The sequence below is a fragment of the Alkalitalea saponilacus genome, assembly GCF_900168165.1.
In the GTDB taxonomy this organism is placed as follows: Bacteria; Bacteroidota; Bacteroidia; order Bacteroidales; family Marinilabiliaceae; genus Natronoflexus; species Natronoflexus saponilacus.
On record NZ_FUYV01000012.1, the window covers coordinates 1 to 14,600 of the forward strand.

The 14,600-nt window shown below is 37.5% G+C and carries 15 protein-coding genes and 1 rRNA gene; 8 read left to right on the top strand and 8 right to left on the bottom strand.

Annotated features, from left to right (window positions below):
* Nucleotide 1 precedes the first annotated feature (1 nt).
* From rrf to B5X70_RS17910, 3 genes are all read left to right on the top strand, one after another.
* Nucleotides 2-109: ribosomal RNA gene (rrf, locus tag B5X70_RS10380) — 5S ribosomal RNA — on the top strand.
* A 718-nt stretch (nucleotides 110-827) separates the two neighbouring features.
* Nucleotides 828-2,747, top strand: coding sequence for a BNR repeat-containing protein (locus B5X70_RS10385; protein ID WP_079557841.1), 1,920 nt, complete (start codon nucleotides 828-830; stop codon nucleotides 2,745-2,747).
* Between the two features lie 114 nt (nucleotides 2,748-2,861).
* Nucleotides 2,862-3,086 (top strand): hypothetical protein, encoded by a 225-nt coding sequence (locus B5X70_RS17910; protein WP_143255064.1) that lies wholly within the window; start codon nucleotides 2,862-2,864, stop codon nucleotides 3,084-3,086.
* Between the two features lie 167 nt (nucleotides 3,087-3,253).
* Here B5X70_RS17910 and B5X70_RS10395 read toward each other — a convergent pair whose 3' ends face one another.
* A complete protein-coding gene (locus tag B5X70_RS10395; RefSeq protein ID WP_079557843.1) occupies nucleotides 3,254-4,006 on the bottom strand; it encodes an SDR family oxidoreductase in 753 nt (250 codons plus the stop codon).
* 135 nt (nucleotides 4,007-4,141) lie between these two features.
* On the opposite strand from B5X70_RS10395, the gene B5X70_RS10400 reads away from it, so the two are divergent.
* Nucleotides 4,142-5,425: a carboxypeptidase-like regulatory domain-containing protein gene (locus tag B5X70_RS10400; RefSeq protein WP_079557844.1), complete on the top strand. Its 1,284-nt coding sequence runs from the start codon at nucleotides 4,142-4,144 to the stop codon at nucleotides 5,423-5,425.
* 140 nt (nucleotides 5,426-5,565) lie between these two features.
* Here B5X70_RS10400 and B5X70_RS10405 read toward each other — a convergent pair whose 3' ends face one another.
* Nucleotides 5,566-5,841 carry a hypothetical protein gene (locus tag B5X70_RS10405; protein WP_079557845.1) on the bottom strand — a complete coding sequence of 92 codons (276 nt, stop codon included), beginning with the start codon at nucleotides 5,839-5,841 and terminating at the stop codon, nucleotides 5,566-5,568.
* Between the two features lie 573 nt (nucleotides 5,842-6,414).
* Here B5X70_RS10405 and B5X70_RS10410 point away from each other — a divergent pair.
* Nucleotides 6,415-6,978, top strand: a complete 564-nt coding sequence (locus B5X70_RS10410; protein ID WP_079557846.1) for a helix-turn-helix domain-containing protein — start codon at nucleotides 6,415-6,417, stop codon at nucleotides 6,976-6,978.
* Nucleotides 6,979-6,990: 12 nt separating this feature from the next.
* Complete coding sequence (locus B5X70_RS10415) at nucleotides 6,991-8,622, top strand: AMP-binding protein (RefSeq protein WP_079557847.1); 1,632 nt, start codon at nucleotides 6,991-6,993, stop codon at nucleotides 8,620-8,622.
* Nucleotides 8,623-8,704: 82 nt separating this feature from the next.
* On the opposite strand, the gene B5X70_RS10420 is transcribed toward B5X70_RS10415, so the two are convergent.
* From B5X70_RS10420 to arfB, 6 genes are all read right to left on the bottom strand, one after another.
* Nucleotides 8,705-9,778: an endo-1,4-beta-xylanase gene (locus B5X70_RS10420; RefSeq protein ID WP_079557848.1), complete on the bottom strand. Its 1,074-nt coding sequence runs from the start codon at nucleotides 9,776-9,778 to the stop codon at nucleotides 8,705-8,707.
* 71 nt (nucleotides 9,779-9,849) lie between these two features.
* Entirely contained in the window at nucleotides 9,850-10,092 is a 243-nt protein-coding gene (locus B5X70_RS10425; protein ID WP_079557849.1) for a DUF3820 family protein, read from the bottom strand.
* A 13-nt stretch (nucleotides 10,093-10,105) separates the two neighbouring features.
* A complete protein-coding gene (locus tag B5X70_RS10430) occupies nucleotides 10,106-10,939 on the bottom strand; it encodes an aldo/keto reductase (protein WP_079557850.1) in 834 nt (277 codons plus the stop codon).
* Nucleotides 10,940-11,115: 176 nt separating this feature from the next.
* The gene (locus B5X70_RS10435) at nucleotides 11,116-11,532 is read right to left on the bottom strand and encodes a DoxX family protein (RefSeq protein ID WP_079557851.1); all 417 of its coding nucleotides are present in this window, start codon (nucleotides 11,530-11,532) and stop codon (nucleotides 11,116-11,118) included.
* 151 nt (nucleotides 11,533-11,683) lie between these two features.
* A complete protein-coding gene (locus tag B5X70_RS10440) occupies nucleotides 11,684-12,160 on the bottom strand; it encodes a hypothetical protein (protein WP_079557852.1) in 477 nt (158 codons plus the stop codon).
* A gap of 65 nt (nucleotides 12,161-12,225) precedes the next feature.
* Entirely contained in the window at nucleotides 12,226-12,636 is a 411-nt protein-coding gene (gene arfB / locus B5X70_RS10445; RefSeq protein ID WP_079557853.1) for an alternative ribosome rescue aminoacyl-tRNA hydrolase ArfB, read from the bottom strand.
* 268 nt (nucleotides 12,637-12,904) lie between these two features.
* Here arfB and B5X70_RS10450 point away from each other — a divergent pair, with 268 nt between their 5' ends.
* Entirely contained in the window at nucleotides 12,905-14,191 is a 1,287-nt protein-coding gene (locus tag B5X70_RS10450; protein ID WP_079557854.1) for a S28 family serine protease, read from the top strand.
* Between the two features lie 113 nt (nucleotides 14,192-14,304).
* The gene (locus B5X70_RS10455; protein WP_079557855.1) at nucleotides 14,305-14,598 is read left to right on the top strand and encodes a hypothetical protein; all 294 of its coding nucleotides are present in this window, start codon (nucleotides 14,305-14,307) and stop codon (nucleotides 14,596-14,598) included.
* Nucleotides 14,599-14,600 lie beyond the last annotated feature (2 nt).

Sequence of the window (14,600 nt, forward strand, 5' to 3'; positions counted from 1 at the left end):
AGGTGGTTATAGCGCAGGGGTTCCACCTCTTCCCATTCCGAACAGAGAAGTTAAGCCCTGCAGCGCCGATGGTACTGCGTAAAAGTGGGAGAGTAGGTCGCCGCCGACCTTAGATAAAGAAGCCGATTCAGCAATGAGTCGGCTTTTTTTGTTGAGACAGGGCATGCCCTGTCTGTACTATAGATTTATGCCTAAAAAAGTACAGGAAGCCCCCTATGCCTATTGTGTACATTGAGATAATATTGTGCCCATAGTGGTTAAATTCTTATGTGGTTAAAATTGCACACCTCCGGCGTGCCGCGTGTCAGATGGTTATTATATTTCTATCAACATTTGTCACCTACGGCGACACTACCTGCGGTTTTTATATCTAATTATGACTTAATTTGCATTACGAAAACTCGCTCCCGTTTCCTGTCTCCGATCTCCTGCCTCCCTCTCCCTGTACTCTTATGTGCCTTATGTGGTGAAAAATAACCACAACGTTCACAAAGAGTACATGAAGTTCACTATATCTATCGCGTTCATTGTGATAACATTGTGCCCATTGTGGTTAGAATCTTATGTGCCTTATGTGGTGAAAAAACGCCACCGTCCTTTAGAAAAAAGCCGATTAACCAATGACCATTTTCAACGAAAAGTCGCAAAGATGTAAAGGACTTTTCTGATTACATCTTTATATGGTTAAAATATGGATTTCATTTTTTTAGATTATCTGTTTTAACGAATTTCTTCTATACTTTTTTATTTATTTAAAAGCGTAATTAGTTGTTAATTATTAGTTTTACATACGTTGATTTTTATTTGTAATCATTAAACTATTTGTAATGAGATTTATAGCTATTGTTATCCTTGCTATTTGTAATTGCTGGAGTATTTTATCCTCACAGGAAACGTATTCAGGACATGTTGTATCCGATAAAGGGGCATGGTGTTGGTTTGCTGATCCAAGAGCTTTACATTTTGATAATGGGCTAATTCAAAACACCTATATTGGATACATAGATGTTCATGGTAATATTAAGGCTACACAACATAGTTTTACAAGTGGAGAAACCAATGAGGTTTTAGTGAGGTCATATTTTCAACCCGATGACCATAATAACCCAACGTTTTTGGTTTTGCCTGATAATCGAATAATGATTTTTTATTCTAGACATACAGATGAGCGTGCTTTTTATTACAGGATATCAAGTGAACCAGGTGATATTACTTCTATGGGGGACGAAAAGCGCTTGGCAACTGATCATAATACAACATATCCATCACCTTATATTATGGCTGATGACCCGGACCATATTTATCTTGCCTGGCGTGGGATTAACTGGCATCCAACGATTGCAAAACTTAGTTTACCCGATAAAAATGATGATGTAGATTTTGTTTGGGGACCACAACAGATTATACAATCTACTGCTGCCAGGCCTTATGCAAAGTATTATTCAAATGGAAAGGATAAAATATTTATGGGCTATACCACTGGTCATCCCGATAATGAAAATCCAAACTATGTTTATTTTCATTATATAGATATTAGTACCATGAAGTTGGTTGATGTTATGGGAAATGTTGTTTCTAGCATAGTAGACGGTCCTCATCATGTAAGTGCTACAAATCATTACACCAGTTCTAATCCCAATGCAGTTGTTGATAACAGCCCTTTTCGTAATTGGATATGGGAGGTAACACAGGATTCTGAAGGAAATCCTGTGTTGGCTATTGTCCGAATTAGTAATGATAAGCGAACTCATTCTTATTATCATGCTCAATGGGATGGATCTGGTTGGGTTAAAACCTTTTTGGCAAATGGTGGAGGGGCTTTTCATCAAACCCCTGGTTTAGAAATGTGTTATAGTGGTGGAATGGCGTTGGATGGGGGCAATCCAAATATAATTTATTGTTCGGTTCCTTTAGATGGTGTATACGGACAAGTTTATGAAATAGTAAAGTATACTGTAAATAGCGATGGAAACGTTACTAGTGAGCAAATAACAACCAACTCTAAAAAAAACAACATTCGTCCTTTCTATATTCCCTTTTCGGAAAATACCGGTTTAAACCTTGTATGGATGCATGGCGATTATTATGACTGGATTGTTAGTTCAGTCCGTCCACAAGGTTATCCAACCGCAATTCATGGCCATTTTGAATTTGGGGTTGGAGATGTTGATGTTGAAAGAGACTTGGTTGTGTTTGAAGATTTTGAAAACAATATAGCCGGAAATGCAACGGTTGAAAACGGGAAATTAGTTGTAACAAAAAGCAGTTTTGGAATTATTTCAACCAATGATAATCTTAGTGCTTTTTCTGTAACAGTTACGCCTAATATTTCACATGAATCTTACGAAGGGACTATTTTAACAATAGGGGATTTATCATATTCTTTAGATGGGAGTACTATGATGCCCTACTTGTCATACCAATCCAATACTACGTACAGTAGTACAAATGTTCTGGGGACTTCAGATTCCTGGAGAAATGCTAACAGAGGCACAGGAGGACACTGGTATGAAATTACAAAATTTGACTTTTTTACTTTAACCCTCACGTATAATGGTCGTCAGTTGCGGGTATATATAAATGGACTTTTGGATCAATCCTTAGATATAATTGGCTTGGAGTTAGATGATGTCTCTATTGGTGGTTTTTATGGCGTTGTAGAAAACTGTTATATTCATTCCAGGGCTCTGAATCAGCTTGAGGTAAAAGAGATTGCTGATAAGCTAAATGAAATTTTAAGCTATTGAGAGTTTTTTGAGATAGAGATTCCCAAATTTATATACTCTGACATCCTCCATAAGATGATGATTTTAAGTGGGATGGAAATTATGTGATTTACTCCTGATGCGAACTCCGGTAATGTGAAATTTGCTGATGCACAAGTTTCATTGTCTTTTACAGCAGAAATGGGTAAGTATATAGATAGAGCTTTTGTTGTAACTGTAATGCCTCGAAGCATTCAAAACAATGTTTTTTTAAATTATTTGTATAACCCGCAAAATGAGTTTCTCGAATCAGGTTTAGGCAGATTAGCAGGTCAAAGCGTCAATAATAATCATTTCCAAATATTTGGCATGTCAAGATAAATGGTGTCCTGGTTTTATGGTCAAATACAAATTGAGGATTCACTACTAATTGGATGTCTAATGGATTCAAATGTAATTATAGACGAATTAAGGAGTTTTAGTGTAGCAGTTAAAATTAATCCAAATAGGCTTGATCGGCTTCCACCTGTATGCAACTATAGAATGCATCATACACTTACTCCACCATCAATATTAAATACCTGGCCTGTAATAAATGATGCAGCATCGCTCAGAATCCATGATGCAAGTTCTGCATAATCTTGAGGGTTGCCTGTGTGACCGACAGGGATGGATGCATCCAGTTGTTTCTTTGCCTCTGTCAAAGAAATGTTCTTTTGATCACTTAGTTTTTTATAGACTCTTTCAACTGCTTTGGTTTCATGAAATCCCGGCGCTAAAACATTGAAGGTTATTGCTGTACCTTTATATTCTGAAACGAGTGTCCGTACCAGTCCTACAATGGACATTCTTAGAGAGTTGCTTAAAACTAGATTGCTGACAGGTCTGGTGACTGATGTGCTCTCACTGAAGAGTATTCTACCATAATTTTGCTTTAGGAAAACTGGCAATAGATGTTTAATTAGTTGTATTTTCCATCTAATAACCAATTGGTAGGCATCATCCCATTCTGAGATCGATAAATCTTCAAATCTTCCAGCTGGTGGACCTCCTGCATTAATAAAAACTCCATGAATTTTTTCTGGAAGTGAGGCTGTCAGATTCATCAGAAAGTTGTCATCTGTCAAATCTCCCGTATAAATGGAAACAAAATCAGGATGGGACGATTTAAGCTGAATGAGTTTTTCTTCTCCGCGAGCCACAGCAATCACTTTTTGTCTTTTCAATGCCAGATTATCAGCAACTGCTAGTCCTAATCCAGAACTCGCTCCGGTAATTAGATATGTTTTAGAGGTATTCATGAGTAATACTTTTTCGCACTTTTCAAAATAACATTTTTCACCGTGCAATGTTTACTTTTTATACTTTTGGATAAGGGTATTTTCAAATATCTGTGTCATGAAGTAAAAGAGTGCAAAAAAATAAAAACAAAAGTCATGGAAAATTTCCGTTTTAATTCAGGTTTTATAACTCAGAAAATAACCAGGTTATTTATTTTGATGTTATTAGTTCTTCCCCTTAGCATAATGGCTGAGAACAATGAAATTGCCGAAGAAAGGGTAACTCTCATTCGAGGCAAAATAGTTGACGCTTCATCAAACGAGCCTCTGATTTTTGCAACTGTTTCTGTTGCTGGTAGCAACATCGCCACAGTATGTAACACAGAAGGGGAGTTTCTTCTAAAAGTTCCAAATGAATTGTTAGAGAGGAATGTAGAGATTTCACATATTGGATTTGAGATGAAATCCATACCCATAAAAAATTTACAAAACACCGTTAACCGAATAGAAATGAATATGATCTCTGTATCATTAGTGGAAGTATCTGTATTTCCTTCAGATCCTGATTTGTTGATACGAGCAGTGATGAACAGACGAGCAGATAATTATAAGGATGTAGCAATGCATAAAACAGCATTTTACCGTGAATCAGTAAGAAGGGGGTGGTCGTATGTTTCACTTACGGAAGCCGTTGTAGAGATTTTCAAACATCCTTACAACAGAGCCCGAGAGGATCAGGTTCGTCTTAAGATTGGAAGGAAAAGCACTGATTATGGTAGAATGGATACATTGGCATTTCGTATTCAGGGAGGTCCTTTTTCAGCATTAATGTTAGATATAATGAAAGATCCTTACACTTTGTTTGATGAGGAGATGCTGCAATACTATAATTTTACGATGGCTAACCTTACTAAAGTAGATGACCGATTGTTGTATGTTCTGGATTTTGAACAAAAGAAAGATGTGAATATACCTTTATTTTACGGTTCTTTATATATTGATACAAAAACTCTGGCTGTTACAAACGCTGAATTTCGAATGAATATTGAGGACAGGGACGAAGCAGCGCGTATATTTATTCGCAAGAGACCTATTGGCGCCAGAGTTTGGCCAACCGAAACTTATTATCAGGTTAATTATCGGGAACACGATGGAAGATGGTATTTTGGCCATGCACGGGCACAACTTTCTTTTCGGGTAAATTGGCGTCGAAGATTATTTAACAGGAATTACCATACTACCATGGAGATTGCAGTTACCGATTGGAGAGAGACTGATGACAGGCCATTCAGAGCATCGGACAGATTGAGAATGAATGTGATCATGGAAGATGCTGTTGAAGGATTTTCTGATGAAAACTTTTGGGGAGATTATAACGTGATTGAACCTGAACAACCAATTGAAAATGCGATTCGCAGAATTCAACGTAGCTTGGATTAATTTGACATGATGGAAAAAAATGGCATGATGCTCATTTTTTCATGAACGATCTATAAACATGGAATGGTTAATTTCTAAATAATAACCAATTGTTACCTTCACAAAACAGGCACTTTTAGGTGCCTGTTTTTTTATGTTAATTAAAAATCATCATCATCATCAAAATCATCATCCAGGAGGGCGTCAATGTCATCTTCATCAAAATCATCTACAAAATCATCGTCCTCATCAAAATCATCCTCATCAAGATCAATATCGATCTCATCCATGTCATCCAGATCGTCTTCATCAGGAAGATCATCTTCATCAAAATCGTAATCCTCATCTTCCAGAAATTCATCCAAATCTTCATCAAATTCGGCATCGTCATCAATATGACTTTTGATGTAAGCATCATTAAGTAAGCTCTTTCTCATGGTATTAATTTATGATGTTTGTTTTTTCAAATATATAGAAACCTTTATCATATTAGAAACCTTCGTGAATTTTTTTTCTGTTTTTTATTTACATCTTTGATTTGCAATAACAAACATTAAATCATCCTGCTATTTGGAAGGATGATTGCTCAATTTTACGATTATACGGCACCATTTTATATTTGGTTTACTTTTTTGTACAAATTTATTTACATGGAATTAATTTAAATTAATTCCGATTTCTTAATCATGTAATCTGATAAAAGTCATAAAATCAGGCGTTTAATATGCTGGCCGTTATTTGAATCTGAAACGACTCCCAATGCTACGTAAAAAAATAAATTCTATATTAATGATTATTTACAAATTAGTCTATTTTTGTGTTTCGCTCATTGAACATCGGGAAGTTTATGGCATAAATGGTAGAACTGTAGCAACTATCTTTGGCGAATTGCACTAAATCTTTTAGCGAATAACAAAATAAATTCGCCAACAGATATTTGTTCGCTTTCTATATAAGCTATCCGAAGATAAAGGCTATTTACCCATATAACTTAAAACAAACTATAGAAAATGAAACCAGGAGAAAAGATTAAGGCTCTGCGTAAAGAAAAAAACCTGGAGCTTAATGAAGTTGCCGACCGGGTGCAACTGGAAGTAAAACAACTAGAAGGTATTGAAACCGGAGATTTAGCTCCTTCCCTGGGAGTATTAATTAAGTTATCGAGAGCTCTTGGCGTGCGCTTGGGCACTTTTTTAGATGACCAGTTGAAACAGGGAGCAGTCATCACCCGAAAAGGCGATGCATCTGAAACACCCCGTTTGGCCGGTGCCAATAATTCTGCCACAGAGAAACTGGCATTCTTTAGTCTGGCAAAGGAGAAGGCTGATCGTCATATGGAACCTTTTATCATTGATATCAAACCTGGCGTTCCTTCAAATCCTCTGGCCTCAACTCACGAAGGAGAGGAGTTTATTTACGTACTAAGCGGTTCTGTTTCTATTACTTACGGAAAAGAGGAATTTATTCTTAATGAAGGTGACAGCATCTATCTGGATTCAATTGTAAATCATCAGGTTTATTCAGCAAACGATCAATCAGCTAAGCTGTTGGCTGTAGTTTATTTGCCTGTATAATACATTTTTCTTATGGAATTGTTAAATGAAACGTTGGGTGGAATGCTCGAAAAGTGGGCAAAAGAGACACCCGATACTGATTTTATGGTATACCCCGATCGTGGACTCAGGTTTTCTTATGCTGAATTTAACGAAAGGGCAAATAACCTGGCCAAAGGTTTAATAGGAATTGGAATAAAGCCTGGCGATAAGGTTGGAATTTGGGCCAATAACGTTCCAGATTGGCTTACCTTTATGTTTGCAACGGCCAAAATGGGAGCAATTTTGGTAACCATCAATACAAATTACAAGTTATCAGAGCTGGAATTTCTAATAAAGAATGCAGATCTGAATACTTTGTGTATCATCGATGGGTATCGTGACAGTGATTACGTGAACATGGTATTTGAGTTGGTTCCGGAACTGAAAGATTGCCAAAGGGGACACTTAAAGTCTGAAAAATTTCCTATTCTTAAGAATGTGGTATTCATTGGGCCGCAGAAGCACAGAGGGATGTTTAATACCGCTGAATTGCTGTTGCTTGGAAGCCAGATGGACGATAAAATTTTGACCGACATCAGTTCAAAAGTTGACTGTCAGGATGTGGTGAATATGCAGTATACATCCGGAACCACAGGTTTTCCGAAAGGAGTGATGCTGACACACTACAATATCCTTAACAATGGGTATTGCGTTGGTGAAAATATGAATTACACCAATGAGGATCGTCTATTAGTGTGTGTCCCTCTGTTTCACTGTTTTGGGTGCGTATTAGCTGTTTGTGCCATTGTGTCGCATGGTGCAACCATGGTATTCGTGGAAGATTTTGATCCCTTGCGCGTGCTGGCCGGCATACAAAAAGAGAAATGTACCGCTATATATGGTGTTCCTACTATGTTTATTGCCGAACTGAATCATCCGATGTTTGATATGTTTGATCTGACATCTTTGCGAACTGGAATTATGGCAGGCGCCCTTTGTCCCATTGAAACCATGCAGGAGGTAATGACAAGGATGCATTGTGAGGATATCATCATTGTTTATGGTTTGACCGAAACTTCCCCGGGAATGACTGCCACAAGGGTGTTTGACACTCCTGAGGTGCGTGCCACCACCGTTGGTACCAATTTACCTTTTGTGGAAGTAAAAGTGGTAAACCCTGAGACAGGAGAAGAGTGTGCGCCTGAAGAGCAGGGAGAGATTTGCTGTCGTGGATATAATGTCATGAAGGGTTATTACAATAACCCTGATGCCACTGCTAAAACCATTGATAAAGACGGGTGGTTGCACTCGGGCGATTTGGCAGTAAAAACCGCTGACGGTTTTTATCGCATAACTGGGCGCATTAAGGATATGATTATTAGAGGAGGAGAGAATATTTATCCCCGTGAAATTGAAAATTTCCTTTATAAACTACCACAGGTGGAAATGGTAGAGGTGGTTGGTATTCCTGACGAAAAATATGGAGAAATTGTAGCCGCATTTATTAAGAAAAAAGGTGGAGCTGCATTGACACAGGAGGAAGTGCAAGAGTATTGTCGTGGTAAGATATCCCGGTATAAAATACCGAAGCATGTATTTTTTGTGGATGATTTTCCGAAAACTGCCAGCGGTAAAATTCAAAAGTATAAGTTGAGGGATATTGGTTTGGAAATGATTAACTAGAGATGGTTTAAAGCTAATTGCATTATAACAGAAGCGCCAAAACCTTTCGGTTTTGGCGCTGTTTTTTAAACTATTTTAGTTCTTAGTTCTGACTACTTTTGAGCCCTTCAATAAAGCCAAAGTATGCAGGTTTTGGATTATAGTCCGCATCATACAAACAAGGCCAATCATTTAAACGGAAAAATGGCCTAATCCAAGAGTGGCTGTCAACGAATCCCCAGAAGGTCATTCCATATCGTTGTTCTGCTGGAACATTTCGAATATAAGCTTCTGCAAACCACTGGTGTTTTTTCCCTTGGGCTTCCAACATTTCTTCTGTTACTTCGTCGTAAATTTGAATGCCACCGCCAGGGTTGTCATCATGTTTGTTGAAAATAACATCAATTTCCGAAAGGTGAATCTGAAGTCCAGTCTCAGCTGCTCTTCGCAATGTGTATTCAATGGTTTCTTCATCAATATCCATTCTTATGTGCATCTGAAAACCAATTCCTGAAATGGGGACTCCTTGTTCCAGTAGTCTTTCAACCAGTCGTAAAGTAGCATTAAATTTAACGGTGTCGCGTTCAATGTTATAATCATTATAAAACAAAATGGCATCCGGATCGGCTTTGTGGGCTAACCTGAAGGCTCTTGCGATAAATTCTTCACCAAAAGCATCGTACCATATTGAACTGCGAAATTCCCCTGTATGATCCATTATGGCCTCGTTTACAACATCCCAGCCAGCAACTTTGCCTCTGTACCGGGAACCATAAGTTAGAATGTAGTCCTCCATAAATTGAGCAAGCCAGGTACTGTCAGGATTTTTTTCCTGTAACCATCTTGGGGTGCTTGAATGCCATATAAAAGCATGACCATGAAGACGGAAATTATTTTCCTGGCAGAATTCGACAACTCTATCCACCTCTTCCCAATTAAATTCATTTTCTGCTGGCATAATTCGATGCATTTTCATGTCGTTATCCAGTGTGATGCTATTAAAATCAGCTTTTATCATGCCTCTTAGTTGCTCATTGTTAAACAGCTGGCGTGGACTTGTTGCCGTTCCGATAGGAAAATCGGCATAGTCTTTAAGGCCTTTTTCGCTGCTGTTTTCTGTTTGATTGCTACACGATAACATTAGAATAGAAGCAAGAATTACAGTTAATAATTTCATTTTGTTTACTTTAAGTTTTAAGAAATGATTTTCGATATATTAAAAACAGCTCTAATATATAAAATATTCAATTAACGAAAGGTCTCCTTTCGCAAGGGTTTTAAAAGGAATTCAAGCCCGTTTAGTTTTATTTCATATAAAGTGTGCAGCATCATTCCCAGTTTTCCTTGTGGAAAGCCTTTTTGATACATCCAAACCAGGTAATATTCAGGAATATCACACAATACAGAACCTTTGTACTTCCCGTATGGCATTCGCATGGTGACTAAAGCCGTTAATATTTCTGGTTGTATACCGTTTGTTTGATTGATCATTTTTTCTTAAAAGTTAAAAGTCAAAATTATCCGGGTCAGCACCAATTCTTCTATTTTTGTCAAGTTTGTCTATGGCTTTCATGTCATCCTCAGAAATTTCAAAGTCAAAAATATGAGCATTGCTTTCAATTCTGTTCTTGTTGGCACTTTTAGGGATCGTGATAATTCCTTTCTGCAAGTTCCATCTTAGAACAACCTGCGCAACATTTTTGCTATACTTATTGGCCATCTTTTGAAGTTCTTTTATATCGAATACGCCACCTTGCATAAGGGGACTCCAGGCTTCAGGCCGAATATTTAATTCGAGACATTTTTTCACTAAATCTGGTTGTACAAGTCTTGGGTGAAATTCAAATTGGTTGACCATTGGTTTTACATCACAATCTTGTATGAGGTCGTCAAGATGATGAGCCAAAAAATTACTGACTCCAATAGCCCGCACTCTACCATCTTTATAAAGTTTTTCCAGAGCTTTCCAGGTTTCTTTGTACTTACCTTTTACGGGCCAATGCACAAGGTAGAGGTCAAGGTAATCGGTCGATAGTCTTTTAAGTGATTCGTCAAACGCCCTGAGGGTGTTGTCAAAGCCCTGGTCAGAATTCCATACCTTGCTGGTGATAAATACTTCATCTCGGTTCAGATGCGCCTTGCTGATGGCTTCACCAACGCCTTCTTCATTTTCGTATATGGTTGCAGTATCAATATGCCGGTATCCTGCCTCCAAAGCCCATGTAACCGAGTTGATTACCTCAGAGCCTCCGCGACTTTTAAAAACACCAAGACCAAAATATGGCATCTCTACACCATTGGCAAGTGTAACAGTCCCTTTTATGTCGGTAAGTTTCATACTAAGAGTGTTATATGGTTATTATATTGATGATTGCGTTGCAAAATCAGGTTTTGAAAGGTCTGATTTGCACTCTTAAATTAATGAAAAATTGCGTTCCAACAAAAAACCGGTTGCTTTTTGAAGCAACCGGTTTATGATGATTTTCAAATTTGCTGGATATGATCTTGTTTTCTTTATTTTTTTGAAATAAGGCCATCCAGTGAATATTTTCCAGACCCAAGGAAGAAAGTACCAAGGAATCCCGTCATGAATAGTAACGCTAATTCTTTAGATCCGCCATCGGCACCCATCTGAAACCATGGGTCACTGAGATGTACAACAAAAGCTGCTACTGCCATGGTAAATATTACCGGTATGGAAGCGAGTCTGGTTTTAAACCCTACCAGCACCATTAAAGCTGCAAAAAACTCAGCCAATGTAACTAAAATAAGGCTTAATTGAGGGCCAAAAAATAAAACACCGAAGAAATCAGCTCCCCCTAGGAGCATTTGAAGTTTCGCCAATCCGTGTCCAAAAACCATGTAAAAACCAAAACCTATTCGCAATATCAAAGCTGCAAGGTCTTTCTCATTGCTTAAAAGTGTTTTCATAACATACTGTATTAATGTAATTTAATTTTATGTGTTTAGTTTCTCAAATTAAAGAATAAACAGTATGATTCTAAAAATGTTCAAAATTGGTTTTCGGGTTATCGATAAATCTACTCAGTTTATTGTTGTTAAGTTGCCGACATTTAAATAATTAAGGCCATATGTAGGATTCGTCTTCGTCATCCCAATAGGGCCCCCATTGTATTTCTGTTAAAATACCGTCTTCAAACCATAAGTTGAGACTTACATCGGGAATACTTCCTACTTGTTGGTTAACCAAATCTTCATCTGAGAGATCTTCTAATTCAATATCACCAAGATCCATCATTTCAATTTGCTGCATCACTTCTTCCTGGCTGAGGCCAATAAGGTTTATATCTTCAAACAGATAATCGGGAGAGCTCACGGCCAAAGACGTAAGTCGCCAATTATCTTCCTCATCAAAGGAAGCAGATAGCTCCAGTTCATCATAATGCCAAGCAATGGAATTGCCGGTATCATTGGTTTCATCAGGCGTAAATTCTTCTATTTCATTTGGTTCGCCGATTATTGAAACAACCTCTTTCCTGGTCATTCCAAATTTCAATTTTCCGATACCGGTGCCAAGTTGAATGCTCTTTTTTAACATGTATTTGTGGTTTTATGGTTATGCTTATGTTAAAATAATAAACTTTGCAATTAATTCCTAATTGGTTACAAAAAATCTTTTTTTCTCAATCGTTTCTTTTCCCCTGTGATTTTTTTGTTTAAAATGCGTTTTGCAATGGATGATTGTGTAGGTTTAGTGGCTTTTCTTGCTTTGTTGGTCTTAAGTGCACCTTCAATTAGTTGATAAAACTTCTCGATAGCAAGTATCTTATTTTTTAACTGAGATCGTTCTTCCTGAGCTGTAATAATAATCTCACCTTTGTTGTTAATACGATTTTTTAATCGCCAAAGAATTCTCTCCTTCTCTTCCGGAGTGAGAAGAGACGATTCAGAAATAGAGAATCTTAATTCAATTTTTGAACTGACTTTGTTTACATGTTGTCCACCTGGCCCACTGCTTCTGGTGGCTATGAATCCAATTTCTGAGATAAAATTTCTGTTTCTGATGTTGTTCATGCTTTATGCTCTCAAAATCTTATTTTTTACAATATCTGAAATATTCTTAGTGATTTCTAATTATTGCATCATTTTTTGAATAAATTGTTTCCCGGTTTTCATTTGGCTAGTTGCAGATTGAAATCTGTTTATTATATTTTGTTTTTTTGCAAAGCCTGAAAGTTGATTTCTTAGTAAATTAATCATTGATTTACGATTAATTAATGTTCGCAAAAATCAGTAATTATTAGGTAATTCCTATTTTTACAAAAAACAAATACTTTTATTTATGCGAATTCGATATTATCACATTTGGACATCTATACTCATACTCATCTCGGTTTCGTGTTCGGTTCGATATCAAACTTTGAATGAACTGTATAATAAGGAGCGTGATCTTATATACGAACAGATTGAAACCATTACGGGTTTCAATCAATCATTTTTGGTATGGATTGAGCAGCCTGTTGACCATCATAACCCCGAATCCGGCACGTTTAAACAACGTGTTTGGATCAATCATATATCGAATGAATCACCTGTGGTTATTGTTACAGAAGGGTACATGGCACCTCAAAATTATGCATCAGAACTGTCACAGTTATTGGGTGCCAATCAGATTGTGGTGGAACACAGATTCTTTGGTGCATCCAGACCGGATTCAATTGACTGGCAATACTTAACCATTGATCAGGCTGCGAGAGACCATCAAAACATCATTCAGATTTTCCGTAGGTTATACAAAGGGAAATGGGTGTCAACCGGAATCAGTAAAGGGGGACAAGCTGCCATTATTCACCGGGCAATGTTTCCTCGGTCGGTTGATGCTACTGTAACCTATGTGGCTCCTTTTAATCTAGAGAGGGATGAAAGGCGCTTGATTGATTTTTTCGATCAGGTTGGGACTCATGAAGAGCGAGAACGAATACTGGCGTTCCAGAAGGAGGTTCTGAAGAGACGAAATCAAATGATTCCTATGTTTGAGGAGATGGCAGAGGAGAAAGGCTGGACATTTTCCATGGGTATTGAAAAAGCATTTGAGTTATCTGTCCTGGAATATCCATTTAGTTTATGGCAATGGTGTGTACCTTTGGATTTGGTTCCAAGCCCGTCGGTCTCCTCACGAGCACTTTTTGATCACCTTTACAGAGGCATCGATTTTAGCTACTTCACCGAGCAGGAGTCTGAACAAGTCGGGCCGTTTTTTATACAGGCCTACTCAGAGTTGGGTTATTATGGCTATTTGACAACTCCTTTGCAACCATATTTAAAAACCATTGATACAGACACAATCAGTTCGGATGGTTTAATTCCGGATGTTGGTTTTCAGCCGGTTTATCATCCACAACCCATTAACAATATAAAGAATCGATTACACAGATCAGATCCCCGAATGTTGCTGATTACTGGAGGAAATGACCCCTGGAGTGCAACAACTCCGGACATATCGCGATTAAAGAACAGTATACACATAGAAATGGAGAACGGATGTCATTTAACCCGAATAGAGAGTCTTCCTGATTCTTTGCGTAAGGAAGTGATTGAGACATTCAGGAAATGGAATCTGCTGAATTAGTGTTTAATTGATTTTTTGGTTACATTTGATAGAACAAATAGGGATAGTTTATCCTTAAAGAATCGTATCCGATTCTTTTGAAATTAAGTGTTTAATCAAACTAAATTATTGCTATGGCGAGTGTTAGAAATTTAAAAAAGGACATAAACTTTCTGGCTTCAGAACTGGTTACACAGGCATATCTGAGTAAAGTAATCTTTAAAAAAATCAATGATGAAGAGTTAGATCAATTGATTTCTGATGCGTTGAATTTTAAAACGGAGTTTATTGCAAGGGTAAACCATCCCGATGGCAAGGATAACCCAAAACTGGTAAAGAGCTATTTTTATAACGTTAGAAAAGATATGGTAACAAAGTTTGGGCAATTGCTTGATAAGGCGTCTGTTTTTCCTCCCGATGAGAAGTAGAT